The 18109-nt window shown below is 67.6% G+C and carries 20 protein-coding genes; 8 read left to right on the forward strand and 12 right to left on the reverse strand.

Annotated elements, in window-relative coordinates; genetic code table 11:
• Position 1: 1 nt before the first annotated feature.
• On the reverse strand, positions 2-358 hold the full coding sequence (locus L593_RS03425; RefSeq protein WP_020445532.1) for an Hsp20/alpha crystallin family protein: 357 nt from the start codon (positions 356-358) through the stop codon (positions 2-4).
• 395 nt (positions 359-753) lie between these two features.
• Here L593_RS03425 and L593_RS03430 point away from each other — a divergent pair, with 395 nt between their 5' ends.
• Together L593_RS03430 and L593_RS03435 are read left to right on the forward strand one after the other, a co-directional pair.
• Positions 754-2298 carry an acyl-CoA carboxylase subunit beta gene (locus L593_RS03430; protein ID WP_020445533.1) on the forward strand — a complete coding sequence of 515 codons (1545 nt, stop codon included), beginning with the start codon at positions 754-756 and terminating at the stop codon, positions 2296-2298.
• On the forward strand, positions 2298-2645 hold the full coding sequence (locus L593_RS03435) for a hypothetical protein (RefSeq protein ID WP_020445534.1): 348 nt from the start codon (positions 2298-2300) through the stop codon (positions 2643-2645). The genes L593_RS03430 and L593_RS03435 overlap by 1 nt, the downstream gene beginning before the upstream one ends.
• 40 nt (positions 2646-2685) lie before the next feature.
• Here L593_RS03435 and L593_RS03440 read toward each other — a convergent pair whose 3' ends face one another.
• Together L593_RS03440 and L593_RS03445 are read right to left on the reverse strand one after the other, a co-directional pair.
• Positions 2686-3129, reverse strand: coding sequence for a rhodanese-like domain-containing protein (locus L593_RS03440; protein WP_020445535.1), 444 nt, complete (start codon positions 3127-3129; stop codon positions 2686-2688).
• Positions 3130-3221: 92 nt separating this feature from the next.
• Positions 3222-3668: an NUDIX domain-containing protein gene (locus L593_RS03445; protein ID WP_020445536.1), complete on the reverse strand. Its 447-nt coding sequence runs from the start codon at positions 3666-3668 to the stop codon at positions 3222-3224.
• A 90-nt stretch (positions 3669-3758) separates the two neighbouring features.
• Between L593_RS03445 and L593_RS03450 the strand changes: the two genes are divergently transcribed.
• The gene (locus L593_RS03450) at positions 3759-4490 is read left to right on the forward strand and encodes a diphthine--ammonia ligase (RefSeq protein WP_049893822.1); all 732 of its coding nucleotides are present in this window, start codon (positions 3759-3761) and stop codon (positions 4488-4490) included.
• Between the two features lie 129 nt (positions 4491-4619).
• Here L593_RS03450 and L593_RS03455 read toward each other — a convergent pair whose 3' ends face one another.
• From L593_RS03455 to L593_RS03470, 5 genes are all read right to left on the reverse strand, one after another.
• A complete protein-coding gene (locus tag L593_RS03455; protein ID WP_020445538.1) occupies positions 4620-5390 on the reverse strand; it encodes a class I SAM-dependent methyltransferase in 771 nt (256 codons plus the stop codon).
• Between the two features lie 96 nt (positions 5391-5486).
• Positions 5487-5609 (reverse strand): hypothetical protein, encoded by a 123-nt coding sequence (locus L593_RS16375; protein ID WP_255347061.1) that lies wholly within the window; start codon positions 5607-5609, stop codon positions 5487-5489.
• An 82-nt stretch (positions 5610-5691) separates the two neighbouring features.
• Complete coding sequence (locus L593_RS03460) at positions 5692-6663, reverse strand: sugar phosphate nucleotidyltransferase (protein WP_020445539.1); 972 nt, start codon at positions 6661-6663, stop codon at positions 5692-5694.
• A 169-nt stretch (positions 6664-6832) separates the two neighbouring features.
• Positions 6833-7912 carry a site-specific DNA-methyltransferase gene (locus L593_RS03465; RefSeq protein ID WP_049894280.1) on the reverse strand — a complete coding sequence of 360 codons (1080 nt, stop codon included), beginning with the start codon at positions 7910-7912 and terminating at the stop codon, positions 6833-6835.
• Positions 7913-7999: 87 nt separating this feature from the next.
• Positions 8000-9391: a geranylgeranyl reductase family protein gene (locus tag L593_RS03470; protein WP_020445541.1), complete on the reverse strand. Its 1392-nt coding sequence runs from the start codon at positions 9389-9391 to the stop codon at positions 8000-8002.
• A 121-nt stretch (positions 9392-9512) separates the two neighbouring features.
• Here L593_RS03470 and L593_RS03475 point away from each other — a divergent pair, with 121 nt between their 5' ends.
• The 3 genes from L593_RS03475 (at position 9513) to L593_RS03485 (ending at position 11688) form a co-directional block, all read left to right on the forward strand.
• Positions 9513-9845 (forward strand): 2Fe-2S iron-sulfur cluster-binding protein, encoded by a 333-nt coding sequence (locus L593_RS03475; RefSeq protein ID WP_020445542.1) that lies wholly within the window; start codon positions 9513-9515, stop codon positions 9843-9845.
• 140 nt (positions 9846-9985) lie between these two features.
• A complete protein-coding gene (locus L593_RS03480) occupies positions 9986-11071 on the forward strand; it encodes a DUF3179 domain-containing protein (RefSeq protein WP_020445543.1) in 1086 nt (361 codons plus the stop codon).
• Positions 11068-11688: a hypothetical protein gene (locus tag L593_RS03485; protein WP_020445544.1), complete on the forward strand. Its 621-nt coding sequence runs from the start codon at positions 11068-11070 to the stop codon at positions 11686-11688. The genes L593_RS03480 and L593_RS03485 overlap by 4 nt, the downstream gene beginning before the upstream one ends.
• A gap of 41 nt (positions 11689-11729) precedes the next feature.
• Here the strand turns inward: L593_RS03485 and L593_RS03490 are convergent, their stop codons facing one another.
• A complete protein-coding gene (locus L593_RS03490; protein ID WP_020445545.1) occupies positions 11730-12905 on the reverse strand; it encodes an MBL fold metallo-hydrolase in 1176 nt (391 codons plus the stop codon).
• Positions 12906-13023: 118 nt separating this feature from the next.
• Here L593_RS03490 and L593_RS03495 point away from each other — a divergent pair, with 118 nt between their 5' ends.
• Complete coding sequence (locus tag L593_RS03495) at positions 13024-13653, forward strand: transcription antitermination protein (protein WP_049894282.1); 630 nt, start codon at positions 13024-13026, stop codon at positions 13651-13653.
• A gap of 18 nt (positions 13654-13671) precedes the next feature.
• On the opposite strand, the gene L593_RS03500 is transcribed toward L593_RS03495, so the two are convergent.
• From L593_RS03500 to L593_RS03510, 3 genes are all read right to left on the reverse strand, one after another.
• Entirely contained in the window at positions 13672-14265 is a 594-nt protein-coding gene (locus L593_RS03500) for an NADPH-dependent FMN reductase (RefSeq protein WP_020445547.1), read from the reverse strand.
• A 126-nt stretch (positions 14266-14391) separates the two neighbouring features.
• Entirely contained in the window at positions 14392-15045 is a 654-nt protein-coding gene (locus L593_RS03505; RefSeq protein ID WP_020445548.1) for a hypothetical protein, read from the reverse strand.
• A 335-nt stretch (positions 15046-15380) separates the two neighbouring features.
• Positions 15381-16625 carry a mandelate racemase/muconate lactonizing enzyme family protein gene (locus L593_RS03510; protein WP_020445549.1) on the reverse strand — a complete coding sequence of 415 codons (1245 nt, stop codon included), beginning with the start codon at positions 16623-16625 and terminating at the stop codon, positions 15381-15383.
• Positions 16626-16838: 213 nt separating this feature from the next.
• On the opposite strand from L593_RS03510, the gene L593_RS03515 reads away from it, so the two are divergent.
• Positions 16839-18059 carry an amidohydrolase family protein gene (locus tag L593_RS03515; protein WP_020445550.1) on the forward strand — a complete coding sequence of 407 codons (1221 nt, stop codon included), beginning with the start codon at positions 16839-16841 and terminating at the stop codon, positions 18057-18059.
• The last annotated feature ends 50 nt before the right edge of the window (positions 18060-18109 follow it).

The following is an 18109-nucleotide window of genomic DNA, read 5'->3' on the forward strand; positions in this document are numbered from 1 at the left end:
CTTAGGCGTCCCCGACCTCGATCTCGGTGACCTCCGCCTCGGGCTCCCTGGGGATCGTCACTTCGAGCACGCCCTGCTCGATCGTCGCCGTCGCGTCCTCGGCGACGGCGTCCGGCGGGAGCGGGAGGTCGACGTCGAGGAACGCATCACGATGCTCCTCGACGAACCGATAGCCAGCGACGTCGGGTTTGTCGCGGTGGGCCTCGACGTGGAGCCGACCCGTGGCGACCGTCACGTCGAGCGTGTCCTCGGTGACGCCGGGAAGATCGAGGACCAGGAGGTAGGCGTCGTCGCTCTCCAGCAAGTCGGCGAACACGGCATCGGGGAGCGACCGGAGGGCGCTGGTGATACCGGACATACACCTCCGTTGGGGCGGGGGATCGAAAAATGCGGTGATACCGGGTCCGAATTCGCGGTCGCGTGACTTTCAGAAGTGCGTTCGCGACGCTACTATGACCGCAAACGGCTTGGAAGCCCCCTTCCAGTCCCACCCGAGGGTGAACTGTGCAGGCTCACGAAACCGAGTGGATATCGAAGGTCGCGAACTCTCGGCGGACGGTGAAGCGGACCGTCGCCGCCCGGTGGACAGTCGAATCGGAGCGACGCGAGGAAGTAGTCGGTAGGTACTGAAGGGCGGACGTCGGTCGCTCGGTAATCGGGGCACAGGCCCGTGGTACTGGGGTTCGGAACGCTTTTCCGGTCGGTCGCCGTCGGTCACCATCAAATGATCGCGGGAGGGTTCGCGCCGTGACGATGGAAGACCGGCTCGACGAGCTCGAGGAGCTGCAAGCGGAGGCCGAACTCGGTGGCGGGGAGGGCCGCATCGAGTCCCAGCACGACAAGGGCAAGAAGACCGCCCGCGAGCGGATCGAGTACTTCCTCGACGACGGCACGTTCAACGAGTTCGACCAGCTTCGAACCCACAACACCCACAACTTCGGGATGGAGGAGCGCCAGCTCCTGACCGACGGCGTGGTGACGGGCTACGGCGAGGTCGACGGCCGGACCGTCTTCGTGTTCGCCCACGACTTCACCGTCTTCGGTGGCTCGCTCGGCGAAGTGTTCGCCGAGAAGATCACGAAGGTCATGGACAAGGCGATGGAGGTCGGCGCACCGCTCGTCGGCCTCAACGACTCCGCCGGCGCGCGGATCCAGGAGGGCGTCGACGCGCTCGCCGGGTTCGCGGAGATCTTCCGGCGCAACCAGGAGGCCAGCGGCGTCATCCCCCAGATCTCCTCCATCATGGGTCCCTGTGCCGGCGGCGCGGTCTACTCCCCGTCGATGACGGACTTCATCTTCATGGTGAACGACACCAGCCACATGTACATCACCGGGCCCTCCGTCATCGAGACCGTCACTGGCGAGGAGGTGACCCACGAGGAACTCGGCGGCGCGAGCACCCACAGCTCGAAGACCGGCGTCGCACACTTCGCGGCATCGGACGAGGAGCAGGCCCTCGACGACATCCGCCGGCTCCTGTCGTACCTTCCCCAGAACAACGTCGAGGATCCGCCACGCGTCGAGCCCTGGGACGAACCCGATCGCCAGGACGCGGAGCTCCGCGAGATCGTCCCGCCGAGTCCGCAGAAGCCCTACGACATGACGAACGTCCTGGATTCCGTACTCGACGAGGGGTCCTTCATGGAGGTCGGCGAACGCTTCGCCGCAGAGATCGTCACCGGCTTCGGCCGGCTCGACGGCCGCTCGGTCGGCGTCGTCGCCAACCAACCCCGCGTCAACGCCGGGACGCTCACGGTCGACTCGTCGATGAAGGCCTCCCGCTTCGTCCGCTTCTGTGACGCGTTCAACGTGCCGATCCTCACCTTCGTCGACGTGCCCGGCTACATGCCCGGCACGGACCAGGAGCACCGCGGCATCATCCGCCACGGAGCGAAGCTCCTCTACGCCTACTCCGAAGCGACGGTCCCACTCCTGACCGTCATCACGCGCAAGGCCTACGGCGGCGCCTACTGCGTGATGTCGTCCAAGCACCTCGGCGCGGACGTCAACTACGCCTGGCCGACCGCCGAGATCGCGGTGATGGGGCCACAGGGTGCGGTGAACGTCCTCTACAGCGACGAACTCGAAGCCGCCGACGACCCCGACGAACTCCGCGAAGAGCTGATCGCCGAGTACCGCGAGCAGTTCGCGAACCCTTACACCGCAGCGGACAAGGGCTACCTCGACGACGTCATCGATCCGATCGAGACCCGCCCCCGGCTGATCGACGACCTCGAGATGCTCCAGTCCAAGCGCGAGGCGAACCCCGACAAGAAACACGGCAACATCCCACTGTAATGGCCGATCCAACGCCCGTCGATCCGGCAGACGCCTACGACGACGTCGAGCCGACGGCCCGCGACGCCGACGGCGAGGTCCCCGACCTCCCTCGCGACCTCTCGATCCAGATTCCACCCTCCGCGACGACCGAGGAGGCAGCTGCGATCGTGGCCGCCGTCGGCGCACACATCCGGGATCGCGAGGCTGCTGCGGCCGCGGCGGCCGCCGGTGGCGAGCCGTCGTGGGAGGGCGAGCGCTTCACCTTCGCCGGCCGCATCGAACAGTTGCAGGGTCGCTCCGTTCGCGTGCCGGCAGACGCTCCGCGAGACGCGTGGACGGCGTCGGGACGGACGGATCGGTTCTGACTGGAGGGCTATCCGTCGCGGACGCTGTAGCAATCGTGCGTTAGAATGGCGCTTCGGGTCCTTCGTCGCGTGCTTCGGGTCCCTCGTCGCGTGCTTCGGGTCCCTCGTCGTTCGTCCCGCCGTCGGCTTCTGCAGCCGGTGCCGCAGTCTCACTCGCGGGAGCACCGGTCTCCAGATCTCCATCCCACTCCCGATAGCCGCCCGCCAGGCTCGCGACGGCGTCGGCGTGGATGCCCTCGTAGCTCCCGAGGAGCCGGGCGGCCTGGATCGAACTCTCTCCGTGTGGGCAGACAGCGACGACCTCGTCGGCGTCCCAGTCGTAGGCGTCGACGCGCCGGGGAAGTTCCGGAAGCGGGACGTTGATCGCGCCGGGAACGTGCCCCAGCGCGAACTGTCGGGGCGAGCGGATGTCGACGACCGTGACCTCCTCGTCGTCGCTCGCGAGCTTCGACTGGACCTCGTCGGGATCGACCTCCCGTACCATCGTTCGTGCTGGATAGCCCACCGAGGGGGAAACGGGTTTCGGAGGGCAGGCGAGGAGGCGCTGGTCGAGCCAGGCAGTCCGGGCGTGCCGGCTCAGGCCTCGGTCGCAGCATCGCGATCCGCCTCGACGCGTTCGAGGTACGTCCTGGTGAAGGAGGGCACGCCGTCGAGGCCGGCGAGTTCCGATGGCGTCAACCAGTGGACGGCATCGACTTCCTCGCCGGCACACGGGCGAGCCCGACCCTCGACGTAGGCCACACGCGTGAGGACGTTGAGACAGGTCGTCCCCTCGTCCGCCGTGAACGTCGAGCTATGGACGTAGCTGGGGGATTCGACGACGACACCGACTTCCTCCTCGACTTCCCGGATCGCCGTCGCTTCGATGGCGTCTGCCGTTCCTGGATCGGACTCGAGTTTGCCGCCGGGGAACCCCAGCAGGCCCGCTGCGTGCTCCTCGTCGGCGCCGCGTTCGATGAACAAGTACTCGTCGTCCCGATGCACGGCGACGTCGACGTTGACGACGTACGCGAACTCGTCCATGCAGGGCACCCTCGAGCGAGCGAGGAGTCAGTTTCGATGACGACGACCAGCATCGCAGCCGGTAAGTGCGATCGACTCGGAGATATCCCAATGACGCAGGGCGTCTGGGCGAGCCTCTTCTCCGGCGGCAAGGACTCATCCTGGGCGTGCTATCGAGCACTGGAGGAGGGCCTCCCCGTCGAACGCCTCGTCACGGTCCATCCTGGCGAGGACTCCTACATGTACCACGTTCCGGCGACCGACCTCGCCGAACTGGCCGCGGAGTCCATCGGGATCGAACTGGTGGAGGTCGATCCGGGCGACCTCGACGCAGCGGAGACGGTGGACTCGGGTGCACAGGGCGACGCTGAGCTAGAACCGCTGGAGGCTGCACTGGCCGAACTGGACGCCGACCTCGAAGCGAGCGGCGACGGCGGCCTCGCGGGCATCACCGCGGGCGCGATCGAGAGCGAGTTCCAGACCAGCCGGATCGAGGCGATGGCAGAGCGACTCGACGTGGAGCTGTTCGCACCGCTCTGGCAGCGGGATCCCGAGGAGCTGGCCGCCGAGATGCTCGACGCGGGCTTCGAGATTCGGATCATTCAGGTCGCGGCAGCGGGGCTCGGTGAGGACTGGCTCGGGCGAACGCTGGATCGGGAGGCGCTCGACGAGCTCCGGGAGCTGGGGACGGAGTACGGCGTCCACCTGCTCGGCGAGGGCGGCGAGTTCGAGACGCTCGTCGTCGACGGGCCGCACATGGATCGCCGGATCGAACTGGAGACGTCGACGGTCTGGGAGGGAACCCGCGGACACCTCGTGATCGAGGACGCCTGGCTGGAGTGAGTAAAGCGAGCTTTCGATCGCGACGCAAGTAACGCGACAGCAAACCGCTTGGAAGCCCCCTTCCAGTCCCACCCGGCGGAGAGTGGTCGAGTCACACGAAATCCCCGGTGGACTGTGAAAGCTCGTGGTTCAGGCCTCCCGCTCCAGCGTCCAGACCTGGACTGCGTCGCCGTCTTCGAGGGCTTTGCCGTCGAACCCGCCCTGTACGTCCCACGAGTCGAACGGCGACGCCCGAGCGAGGAGTTCCACCTGTTGGTAGGGAAGCGGGCTGATCCGGTGGCTCGTCTCGTGGACGACCTCGCCGTCGAGGTCGCGGAGCTGGTTCTCCACCTCGACGATTTGGCGAGGTTCGTCGACGAACTGGCTCCGGGTGCGGAGTTCGTGCTCGGAACCCCGGAAGTCGACGGTCTGGGGCTGCCACTCGCCGTAGGTCGCCTCGATCAGTTCGAAGTTGGGGACGAACACGTCGAAGACGAACCGGCCGCCGGAAACGAGGGCGTCGTAGACGGACTCGAAGACCGCCTGCTGGTCGTCGACGGAGCGGGCGTGCTGGAGCGCGTTGAACGGACAGTAGACGAGGTCGTACCGGCCCTCGATCGCTCGATCCGTCGTCCCCGCGAGGTCGGTCATGTCGCCCTCCCAGACGGTGGCATCGAGGCCGCGGGCGGCGGCGCGATCCCGGAGAACGTCGAGCATCTCCGGCGAGACGTCGACGCCGTCCGCGTCCACGCCCGATTCGAGGACGTCGAGGTAGATGCGGCCGCTGCCGACGGCGAGTTCGAGAACCGGGCCATCGGCGGCGGTCGCACGGTCGACGTAGAACTCCACGTCGTCGTCGCGGGCAGCCGTCATCGCGTCGTAGATCGCCGCCATCTGCTCGTCGTAGCCGTGATCGGTCATGCTACAAGCTGTGAGGGCGAGCCTATCAACGGTTCGGGCGGCGTGGGAAGCGCTAACATGGCGACGCGCCCGGTCTCTGGAAACGAAAACGCGGATTCAGGCAGTGGGCGCCGGCACGATTTCTGTCCGGTGACAGTACGGACAGCGATACTCCCAGACGCGGGTCGTCTGATCGTCGAGGTGGAACAGTTCGCCACAGCCCGGGCACCGATTCTTCATAGACGTTCGTACGAGATTCGGCAAAATAAGCGTGCTGCCGACCTGCTGGTGGCCGGTGGCGTTGCGACCCCGTTCGAGGCCCTCACTCCCCGCCGTTGGCGATCCGCGTGTGCGCCCCGATCTGCGCGCCGGCGAGGTTGAGGTTCTCGAGGACGGTCTCCTCGTCGATGATCGACGAGCGGATCTCACAGGAGTGCAACGTGGCCTCGGGGAAGACGATCGCTCGTTCGAGTTCCGTGTCGACGATCTCCGCGTCGGCCATGACGTGGACGTTCTCGCCGAGGTCGGAGTTCTCGACGGTCGCCGAGGGGTGGACCAGTTGTCCGCCGTCGAGATACCAGGAGACTGCGTCGAGATAGGAGTCTGGCGTGCCGATGTCGAACCACGCCTCGTCGAAGGTGAAGGCGTTGACGCGCTCGCGGTCGACGAGCCACTGGACGAACCACCCGGGCTCGTCGGGGTTGTTGTCCCCGGCGAGATACGTCTGGAGGAGCCCCAAGGTGTCCGCCGGGAAGCCGTAACACGCGATCGAGACGAGCGTGCTCGCAGGCTGTTCGGGCTTCTCCTCGAAGTCGACCACGCGGCCGTCGTCGACGTCGATAACGCCGTAGGACGTCGCGCGATCCCTGGAGCCAACGTCGTACGCGGCGATGGTGGGCGTGCCCACCGACTGGAACTCGTCGACGAACTCCGAGACGGAGAAGCTGATGAGGTTGTCGCCGGCGATGACGAGCGTGTCGTCGGTCAGGCGCTCGCGATCGACGAGCTGGGCGAGCGCGCCGATGACGCCGAACTTCTCGGATTCCTCCGTCGTCTCCTCGACGGAGAGCTGGGGCTTCTCGAAAGAGGACTCCTCGAGGTGGATCTCGAACTCCTCGGCGAAGCGCTCGTTCGTCGAGACGTAGACGTCGTCGATGCGGTCGTCGGCTTCGAGTTCCTCGAAGATGCGATCGATGACCGTCGACTCACCGATGGGGAGGAACATCTTCGGGCGATGGCGGGTGATCGGCCAGAGTCTGGTGGCGTACCCGCCGGCGAGGACGATCGCGTCCATACGGGTGCGACAGCAAGGACGGCTATGTGCTTTTTGACTCGGTGCCTGTTCTGGGTGGGTCCCGGTAGGCCGATGCTACCAACGCGGTTAGCGGCTGGGAACCACTCGAAGCACACGAGTCAGGAGTGGAGCCATCGTAGCAACCTGGTCGCTGTCGAGTGGCCGCCGGTCACTCTTGCTCGGCTGGAACGTGTCGACATCGATAGCCCGCCGCCGTCCGATCGACCGACTCGACCGCGTAGAGCCGGAGCCGGCGCTCCTGTTTCGTCCTGACCGGCACGTCGTAGAATTCGGCGTCGTAGCCGAGCTCGTCGCCCGCTGCTCGTCGGTTCGCCACGAACTCGCGGTGTGCAGCGAGGCGATCGGCCGCGATCGCTCGCGACCGCTGCGGAACTGTCTCGACCCCGTCCTCGAAGGCCCGAAGCAGGACTGGGTCACGCTCGATACCGACCGAGTGCCGTCCCGACGCCATCGCCGCCGTCGTGGTCGTTCCAGTCCCCCAGAACGGGTCGAGCACGGTGTCGCCGTAGACTGAAAACATGTTCACGAGACGGTGGGGGATCTCGATGGGATAGGCCGCCGAGCGCTCCCTGACGGTGTCGTCGGCCACCGGCCCGTCGCCGAGCGCCTGGCGCTCGCCCCGTACGTCCGTCCAGACGTCGGAGAACCACTCGTTGCGTTCCTCCCAGAAGTAGGCGGCTTCGTACCGACGATCCGCACCGGGTTCCAACGAGCGACGCTCGCCGTTACGGAAGACGAGGACGTACTCGTGCTCCAGAGTGGCGTACGCGTTCGGGGGCACCATCCCCGATCCCATGAACTTCGCGGCGCTGTTGGCGGGCTTGCGCCAGAGGATCTCGGGGAGGGGGTCGAATCCGAGGTCCGCGAAGGCGTCGACGATACGGGCGTGGTTCTGGTAGACCCGGAAGCGATCGAGCGTCCGAGTCGCGTCGCCGACGTTGACGCAGGCGATGCCACCGGGGACGAGCACGCGCTGGACCTCCTCCCAGGCGGCGTAGAGGATGTCGTGCATCGCGTCGAAGGCCGCCTCGCCGTCGAGGTCGTCCGCGCGGTCGTCGCCGTCGAACGAGTCCTCGCCGTCACCGATTTCGAGGCCCAGGGCCTCGGCGATCGCGGGATCGAGGCTCGCGAACAGGTCGTCCCATTGCTCGATCATCGGGTACGGCGGCGAGGTGACGACCAGTTCGACGGAGTCGTCGGGCAACGGCAGGTCGCGGGCGTCGCCCACGAGCGGAACGTGCGTGGTCGAGAACGACTCGCCGTCGGCCCCGGAAGCGGCGAATCCGTCGCCACCGAAGGCGCCACCCGACACGAGTCAGTACTTCGGATCCGCGCCGGTGGTGGCGTAGACCCGGTCCATGATCTCGTCGCGCTCGGCCTGCCAGTCGTCGAAGGCGGCGGGCGAACTCGGGTACTGCTCGTAGTGGGCGAGGAGGTCGTCGGCGACGGACTTGGTCTTGTAGAGCCCGTAGATGTCCCGCCAGTAACCGAAGCTGTCGATGGCCATCCGGGCCTTGAGCCGCCAGGAGAGGCTGGTCGAGCCTTCGTAGAGCGACTCGGCGATCTTCTCGCCGGGCATCGCCGCGAGCAGGCCCATCATCTCGTCGATGTCGACCGCGGTCGAGAGGATGTTGTAGACGTCGAGGGCGGCGTAGCGCGCGCCGAAGTGGTCCATCACGCGCTCGTTGTACTCCCAGAGCGCGTCCTCGGTCGGGCCACCGTTGGAGAGCGCGTCCATCGCGGCCTCGGCGGCGTACTTGCCCGCGTACGCGGCGCCGGCGATCCCGCCGCCGGTGGTGGGGTTGACGTGCCCGGCGGCGTCGCCGACGGCCATGTAGCCGGGGGCGACCGCGGAGTCGTATGGTCTACGGGTGGGGAGCGCGGCGCCGAGTTTGTCCTCGACCTCCGCGCCCTCGAACTCGGGACGCTCCCGGAGGTCGCGCTTGAGATCGTCGACCAGCTGCATCGGCTCTTCGGTCATCTGGAAGCCGAGACCCGCGTTGATCTCGGTTTCGGTGCGAGGGAAGTACCAGAGGTAGCCCGCGGCGCGCTCGGTCGGCTTGAACACGAGGGCGTCCTCCCACTCGACGGGCTCCTCGACGTGAACGATCTCGCGATAGGCCGAGCAGAACTGGCTGTAGGTGACGTTCGTGTCGAACGTGGTGTCCTCGAAGTCCGTCTCGTCCTGGAGCAGGCTGAGCGCGCCGGCGGCGTCGATCACGACCCCTGCGTCGTACTCGACGGGCTCGCCCTTGCGCGTGGCTTTCAGGCCAGTGACGCGGCCAGAACCGTCGGGGCTCGGTTCGCCACTGTCGTCCTCCTGGAGAACCGTCTGGACCACGGTGTCGTAGTGGATGTCGACGCCAGCGTCGTCGGCCGCGTCGATGATCCGGCGGCCGTACTCCCAGCGATCGATGACCGCGAGTTCGCCGGGGACCGGGATCTCGAGGACGGTGTCCTCGGACGGGATCTCGAACCGGCCGTGGTCGACGCCGGTGTTGGTGAACGCCGGTTCGATGCGCTCTTTCGGGATCGACTCCGGGAACGCGTCAGCCCCCTTCAACGCGTCGCCGCAGGCGATGTGGCCGGCCTCTTCCTCCGATTTCCGCTCGACGATCGCGACGTCGAGACCGGCCTGGGCCGCGGTCGCAGCCGCGTAGCACCCTGCGGTGCCGGCGCCGGCAACGACCACGTCGTAGTCTGGCATGTTCGCCGATGCGACACCGAGCGAGAAAACTCTTTATACGCCGGTGGCCGCGATCCCGCAGTCCCACCGACCGGGAGTCGCAGGGAAACGGTTTTGCCGGGGGACGAACCATTCGAGCACAATGACCGACTACACCGTCGAGTTCGTCGGGACCGGCGAGACGATCACGGTCGCCGACACCGAGACGATCCTCTCGCGGTGCATCGAGGAGGGGATCGCCCAGGAGTACTCCTGCCGCGTGGGGATGTGCCTGGCCTGCTCCGCGGAGATCCTGGAGGGCGAGGTCACCCAGCCCGCGGCCCGTGCGCTGACCGAGGATGAGGCCGAGCGGTTCGCGCTGACCTGTATGGCCCGCCCGCAGTCCGACCTGAAACTCGATCGCGGCGTGTACCCGCCGAGCATCGAGGACGACGCCGAGACCACTGGCGACGCGACGGCTGCCGCGGACGACTGAGTCGAGGGTCGTTCCGGCGGCGCTGCTTCTCTCCGTGAACCTGCTCGGAAGTGCGACGAGACCGTCGCTCGGGTGTTCGTGCGACACCACCACACGATCGGCGTGCCGTTAGGAACGATCGTAGCGTAGCACCGCCTCGAATGCCCTCCAGACGAACCGTCCTCGAGGCGATAGCAGGTCTCGCGACGGCGGGCGCCGTCGGACTCGCCGGCTGCCTCGAGCAGGGCGGGAGCGCCGATCCGCCGTCCTCCGATCCCGACGCGGCAGTCGGTCCGTCACCGCCGACCGCCGAGCGGAACCTTCCGCGTGCCTATTCCATGCAGGAGCTTCGCGACGCCGTGCTCAACGGCGGGGTCAGTCAGGACGGGATCCCCTCGATCGACGACCCGTCGTTCGAGTCCCCGAACTCGGCTGGTCTCGACGACGGCGATCCGGTGTTCGGCGTCGAGCGGAACGGCGAGGCCAAGGCATACCCCCAGCGCGTCCTGGTCCACCACGAAATCGTCAACGACCGCCTCGGCGACGAACCGGTCGCGATCACGTACTGTCCGCTCACCGGGACGGTCCAGGGGTTCCGTCGGGGCGACACCGAGTTCGGCGTCTCCGGGAACCTCCTGAACGACAACCTCGTCATGTACGACCGGGCGACGGAGTCCTGGTGGCCCCAGATCCTCGCGACGGCGATCGCCGGCGATCACGTCGGCCACGAACTCCAGGAGTTCGAGGTCACCTGGACGACGTTCGGCCGCTGGACCGGGGCCCACCCCGACACCGCGATCCTCTCCGAGGACACCGGCTACGTCCGGGACTACGGCGACGACCCCTACGGCGAGTACAACCCGAAAGACGCCTACTACCAGAACCGGGGGATCTTCTTCGACGTGACCAACGAGGACGACCGCCTCCACCCGAAGACGGTGGTGATGGGTGCACGGACCGCCGACGGCGCGCTCGCAATCGAGAAGGAGGCGATCCGGAGCGCCGGCGTCCGTGAGACGACCGTCGGCGGGACGCCCTTCGTCGCCGTTTACGAACCGAGCCTCGACACCGCCGTCGTCTACCGGAACGCGGAGGACCGCGACCTCGGCCACGACGGCGAGCGGCCGACCGTCGACGGCGAGGCCTTCGATCCCGAGTCGCTCCCACTGGAGCGCGTGATCAGCTTCGACGCCATGTGGTTCGCATGGGCGGCAGACTACCCGAATACAGCACTCGTGACGGCATGACCACGACCACCAATCCCGGTCCACTCCACCGCGTGCTCGCTGGGCTTCAGCACCGCGCCCGGGTCCTGCTGCTCGTCGCGACCCGGTGGCGCCCCCTCGCAGTACTCGTGGTCGGCACGCTCGCCTACCTGCTCGCGTTCCTCTACGCGATGGGAGATCTCGAGTTCGAGGCCGCAGGGTGGGGGATCACGACCGTCGCGGAGCCGTGGCAGCGAATGCTCGAACCGGGGCCCGGTCCCTACACCCACGAGCCGATCGCACTCGTGGAGTTCTCCGCAGGACAGCTCCTGTTCTCGCCGCTGAATACGCTGCTCGGGTTGGGCCTCGCGGTCCTCGTCGGTACAAATCTCGCGCTCTCCTTCCTCGCGATCACGCAACCGAAGTCCTGCGGGGTCGGCGCCGGGACGGGGCTGGCAGCGGCGATTCCGGCACTGCTGGGCGGCTCGGCGTGCTGTGCGCCGACGCTGCTGATCGTGCTCGGCATCCAGGCGGGGAGCCTCCTCGTCGGCTTGCTGGCGTGGCTCCTGCCGATCGGCGCGACGTTGCTGGTGGTGACCCTCGTGTACGTCGCCGGACGGGTCGACTCGGCCGCGCTTCGTGGAGCCAGTTCCGGGTGACGATGCGAGAGTGACCTCGCTGCGTGCGATCCGCCGACGGTTCAGGCCGCGCAGTTGTTCGGGCCGAGTTCGATTTCGTCGAGGTCGTCGATCGCCTCGTGGCCGAGGTTCGCCGCGACGATCCGCTCGGCGTTCGCCGGCGGTGGCGGGAGGTCGTCGGTGACGGACCGGACGAACGCGTCGGCGTCGAGGTCGAACGCTTCGAGGCGCTCGGCGAGGGTGCCGAGTTCCGCGACGTAGGTGCCGTCGACGGTCGGTTCGGTCTGCTGTTTGACGTGCCCCGGCGCGACGAGCGTCCGACTGGGCAACCGCTCGCGGAGTGCCTGCAGCGTCTCGTGGAGCGTCGCAGCCGCTTCCTCCGGATCGACGTCGGCCTCCAGGTCCGGGCGCGCGACGCCGTCGACGAACAGGCTGTCGCCCGTGAGCAGTGTGCCCGGCCGGTCGCCAGATTCCGGCTCCGCTCCGCTCCCACCCGCACGCTCGACGAGCAGCGCGGTCATCTCGCCGGTGTGGCCGGGGGCGTGGATCGCACGGATCGTCGTCTGCTCGCCGAGTTCGAGGACGTCACCGTCGTCGAGGGCGGTGTACTCGAGGTCGCTGTCGAACCCACGGTCCCAGGCGCCCGCTGGAATGGCGGGTTCGGCGTCACTGCGCTCTGCCACGTCGGCGACCCCGCTGACGTGGTCTGCGTGGACGTGCGTGTCGATCGCGTACCGTAGCTCCGCACCCGATTCCGCTGCGTGGTCGGGGTAGCGATCCGCGAAGGCGCCGAGCGGATCGACCACGGCCGCTTCCTCGCCGTCGACGACGAGGTAGCCGAGACAGCCAGTCGCGGGGCGCTGGTACTGCATGATCTCCGCGCCGTCGGGCGCGTCGAGGGATCGCGCGAGGAGGACGTCGGCCCAGGCCTCCATGCCGCCCGTGAGGTTCATCGCGTCGAGGCCAGCGTCGCGAAGCAACTCCGCGGCGTGATCGCTGGCCTCGCCGATCGCGCAGACCGTGACGATCGGTTCGGGGACGTCGGCGACGAGGTCGGCGGCACCGCCGCGGACCTGGGCCTGGAGGAACTGCGCGTGGGGGATCTGTGAAACCTCGGCCGCGGGCCCCTCGACGTGCCACTCCTCGAACTCCTCGCGGTTACGCACGTCGACGATCCCGATCCGCTCGCCGCGCGCGATGCGTTCGGCGAGGTCGACCGGTTCGATGGACTCGGCCATGCACCTGCGTACGCCCGGCGAGGGGGTAAATGTGCGGTGGCGGTCGATCCTCCAGTTCGAGCGCAAACTGCTCAGTTCCGTCCGAACGCTCAATGCAGTCCCGAAGCAACAACTGCGCATGGACGGCGAGGCCTTCCGCGAGCGAGTCACGGACGAGAAAGCCACCGAACTCGACCGCCTGGGATCGGAGAAGCTCCTGATCGCGCTGACGGACGCCGACCTCAGCGAGGAGGGAGTCCTCGAAGCCGCAGCGGCGAGCGAGCACTCCGCCCGCAACACCTTCGAGCAGTGGGCCGACTCCGAGGACGACGAGCGGGCCCGCGAGGTCTTCGCCGACGTCGCCGAGCAGGAGGCCGAGCACTACGAACGCGTCGCCGAGCACCTCCCCGAGGACTTCGAGCCGGCCGACGGCGGACCGCTGCACGCGCACCTTCGCCAGCAGGACGACGCGATCGCCCGGGCGGCCGGACTCGTCGGTCGGGGGCTCGTCAGCGATCGCACACACCTGCAGGTGATCAGCTTCTTCGTCAACGAGGGGGATCGACGGCGTGCGAACCTGTTCCGGGACCTCCGCGAGGACACCGACGGCTCGCTCCAGTCGGGGCTCGACCTCCTCGAATCGCTCTGTGAGACCGACGAGGACTGGGAGACGGCGGCGGGCGTCACCGAGTACACGATCCAGGTCGCGTACGACGACTACGCCGACGCCCTCGACGGAATGGGGATGGATCCGAAACCGATCTGCTAGGAGGGAAAGTCCGATTGCTCAATCGTCGTCGGCCAGCGGCGCTTCCGCCGGCGTTCCGGCGACCTCGGGATAGGCGTCGACGCCCGCGTAATCGACCAGTTGCGCCCCGAGTTCGCGAACGCGAGATTCGATGTCCGGATCCTCGATGCCGTCGTCGCCGACCGTGTCGTACGCCGCGGGAATCCCGACCTCCAGCGGGAGGGTCCAGGCGTTGAGCGTCCGCGCGACCGTCCGGAGGTGCATCATCGCCGACTTCGGGTAGTCGCCGCCCGCGACTTCCAGCAGGCCGACGGTCGAGCCAGCGAGTTCGTCGCGGCCGCAGTAATCGAGTGCGTTCTTCAGCGGCGCCGAGAAGGAGCCGTGGTAGTTCGGCGTGCCGAAGACGACCGCGTCGGCCCGCTCGACCGTCCGCTTGAGGTCCGGCGCGTCGCCCGCGTCCCGGTCGTCGGCGTCGAAGACCGGGAGGTCGTACTCGCGGAGGTCGATCAGTTCCGTCTCGGCGCCCGCATCGCTCGCGGCGTCGAGGACCTCACGTAACGCGATTCTCGTCTTGCTCGCGTCGCGAAGACTGCCGCAGATCGCGACCACAGTCGGTGAACCGTCGGATTGCATTATTCGATTCGAAACACCCCAGCACCGTAAGGGCTCGCTGAACTGGTTTCCTGTTTCGTGAGCGAGAGATCAGACGATGCCGCTGATCGTCGGGGCGCACGGTGGGACTAACAGGAGCCGGTGCCCTCACAGTGCAACGGTCTCACCTGCCTCAACGTCGCCGAGCGATGAGGGGACCTCTACCCTGACAACCCGCTGGGCGTCGGTGTCGGGCGCCAGCGTCAGTTGGGCAGCGGTACCCGGCTCGAGCCGGCGGAGCGCCGGATACTCCCCCGCCGCGTCCCCGAGTGGAACCACGATCTCGTACTCGTCCGACGCCGATTCGAGGACTGCGTCGTGCTCGTCCTCGGCCGAGACCGCCCGGGTGCCGAACGCCGGTTCGCCGTCCGTCGACGTGCTCTGGTGGGCCAGTGTCACCGAGGCGTCGTGGGCAACGTACTGGATTGTCATCGCCGAGAGGTCGACCTGCTCGGAGCCTTGCGCGAGCTGGACGGCCATCTGGACCCGGCCGATCGAGGCGCCGCCCGATGCAACCCGTCCCCTGGTCTCCCCGACGGCGACGGTATCGACGGTCTGGGTTTCGGCCTCCTCACCGGCGTCGGCGACGACAGGGCCGTGCCCGTCGTCGGATCCGCCGTCGGATCCGTCGTCGTCCGACAGCGCCGAACAGCCGGCGAGGCCTGCGAGGCCGGAGACGGCGGCGAGAAGCTGTCGACGGCCGACGGACGTCCGAATCCTGTGCGACTTGTCGAACTCGCGTGCAGCATCGGATCCGCTCATCAGTAAGTATCTCATCGGCACTCAGCTCGTCGTACAAGGTAAAGATAGGGAGCCGATTATCTATCGAGAGAATCGCGGCCAGTCGGGCGCTTGTCTCGTTCGCCGTGGACGGTCACGGTCCGCTTGACACAGGATCGTCGAACGCCGAAGGAGTAGCAACGCTCGGCCCCTCCGTCGACGAGACGTCACGAGGCTGCACCTCGTCGATGGCCGCGAATCGAAGCGTCGGGAGTTCGATCCGGATTCGCTTCGCTCGTCCAGCGAGCTCGATCCTGCTTACGCAGGATCGAACAACGCTGAGCTAAGCTCAGCGAGTTTGACGAAGCTCCACTCCGTTACGCTTCGTCAAACAGCGTCTCGCCCTCGACCATGTGCTCCGCGACGGCGTCCTCGTCCAGCGTGAGGCCCAGACCGGGCTCCTCTGGAATCTCGATGTAGCCCTCCTCGATGACGTCCTCCTCGACGAGGTCCTCCCACCAGCCGAGTTCGTAGGAGTGGTACTCGACGGCGAGGGAGTTCGGGATGGCGGCGCCGACGTGGGCGCTCGCCATCGTCGCGACCGGCGAGGAGACGTTGTGCATCGCGACCGGCACGTAGTACTGGTTCGCCACGTCGGCGACCTTCCGGGTCTCGCGCATCCCGCCGACCTTCGGCATGTCCGGCGCGACGATGTCGACGGCCTGGTTCTCGATCAGGCGGCGCTCCTCGGTGACGCGGTAGCGGTTCTCGCCGACGGTGATCGGCGTCGTGGTGGACTTCGTGACCTCCTCCTGCACCTCGAGGTTCTCCGGGGGCACGGGATCCTCGAGCCACCAGACGTCGTAGTCCTCGATGGCCTCGGCGAGGCGCTTCGCGGAGCCACCGGAGAACGTCCAGTGGCAGTCGAAGGCGACGTCGGCCTCGTCCTTGACCTCCTCCGTGACGGCCTCGACGATCTCGGCCTTGTGCCGGATCTCGCCGGGTCGGAGGTGACGGTTGGCGCGGTCCTTCTCGTGGCCGCTCGGCACGTCGAGGTCGAACTTCAGGGCGTCGTAGCCGAGTTCGTCGACGACGCGGCGGGCCTCCTCGGCGCAGGCCTGGGGGTCGGCCTCCTCCTCGGTGTGGCAGTCGCAGTACACGCGCATCTCGTCGCGGTACTTGCCGCCCAGGAGCTGGTAGGCCGGGACCTCGAGGATCTTCCCGGCGAGGTCGTGCAGGGCGACCTCGATGCCGGCGATCGCGGTGACGGTGATGCCCTCGACGGAGCCCTCGCCGGACATCTTCTGGATGAGATGCTCGTAGAGTCGGTCGATGTCCAGCGGATTCTCGCCGACGACGAACGGCTTCATCCGTTCGATCACTTCGGGGACGCCTGCGCCCCAGTAGGCCTCGCCGGTGCCGACGATGCCCGCGTCGGTGTAGATCCGGACGAGCGTCCACGGGAAGTTCCCGTCGACCATCGTCGTCTGGACGTCCGTGATCTCGACGTCGCGACCGCCGCCGCGCTTCGCCGTCACGCCCATCGTCTCCGCGGAGAGATCGCGCATCGTGTACTCCGCGTTCGGGTCGTGCAGGTCCGTGTAGTCGATGTCGTTGCTCATCTGGCAGCGATTTTTTCGGGCGCGGGTAACTGTGTTGCGGTCTTCGCGTGCGCGACGGTGCTCGCAGTCGCGGGCTCCGCGCAGCGATGTTCGCGATTTGGCAGTCCCCGCTCGGAGGTGCTCCCGATTCGGCGGTCACAACGCGACGGTTCGCGCGAATCGGCGGGTTCCGCGGCGCAAACGACTATGCGGTACGGTTGCAAACGAACGATCATGCGAGTCATCGACGCAGATCTGCTCGTCACCGGACGCGACGCGCCACCGATCGAGGACGGACGGATCGTGATCGACGAGGAGGACGGAACGATCGACGAGGTCGGAACGCAGGAGGACGTGAGCGCAACCGGCGATGCCGCTCACGAGGCGCATCCCGTCGTCACCCCCGGACTGATCGACGCGCACCTGCACCTCACTGGCGCGCGCTCTATGGACCCGATGCAGTGGGTAATCGAGTCTTCGGAACTGGGCGCGGCCCGAGCGACCGCGGACCTCCGCGACCTCCTCGCGGCGGGGTTCACCTCGGTTCGCGACGTCGGATCGCAAACGGGGCTCGGGCTCCGGGACGCCGTCGCGGAAGGCTCGATCCCGGGCCCGCGAATCTACACCAGCGCGCAGTCGATCAGCCAGACCGCCGGCCACGGCGACAGCCACTTCCTACCCTACGAGTGGGTCTCCGGGGGCGAGCGAGGCATCGGCACGCTCGCCGACGGCCCCGACGAGTGCCGGAAGGAGGCCAGGAAGCGGATCCGCGACGGCGTCGACGTCCTCAAGATCATGACGACCGGGGGCGTGCTGAGCGAGAAGGACGCCCCCGACCAGAGCCAGTTCACCGACGCGGAGGTCCAGGCCTTCGTCGAGGAGGCCCACCGCGTCGGCATTCCGGTCGCCTCCCACGCCCAGGGCGCACCCGGTATCAAGACCGCACTCCGGAACGGCGTCGACACCATCGAGCACGGCTTCTACCTCGACGAGGAGTGCCTCGACCTCTTCGAGGAGACCGGCGCGACCTTCGTCCCGACGCTCGCGATCATGTACCGCCTGATCGAGCACGGTGCCGACCACGGCGTCCCGGAGTACGGACTCGAGAAGTCCCGCGAGGCCAGCGAGTCGCACTTCGATGCCGTCGAGCGCGCCTACGACGCCGGGATTCCGATCGCCACGGGCACGGACTTCCTCGGCCCCGAACTCGTCCCCCACGGCGAGAACGCACTCGAACTCGAACTGCTCGCCGACGAGGTCGGAATGGACGAACACGACGTGCTTCAGTCGGCGACCCGGATCGCGGCGCGGACGGTCCCGGACGACGACGTCGGCACGCTGGAAGCCGGCAACCGCGCCGACGTGCTCGCGCTCGGGAGCGACCCGCTCGAGGATATTTCGGCAGTGCGGGACGTCGAAGCGGTCTGGACGGACGGCGCAGCCGTCGAGTTCTAGTGCAGTGCGGGGGCGGCGCCCCTCGATCCGAGCAGTCACGGCGAATCGAT

Source organism: Salinarchaeum sp. Harcht-Bsk1 (genome assembly GCF_000403645.1).
Classification (GTDB): Archaea; Halobacteriota; Halobacteria; order Halobacteriales; family Salinarchaeaceae; genus Salinarchaeum.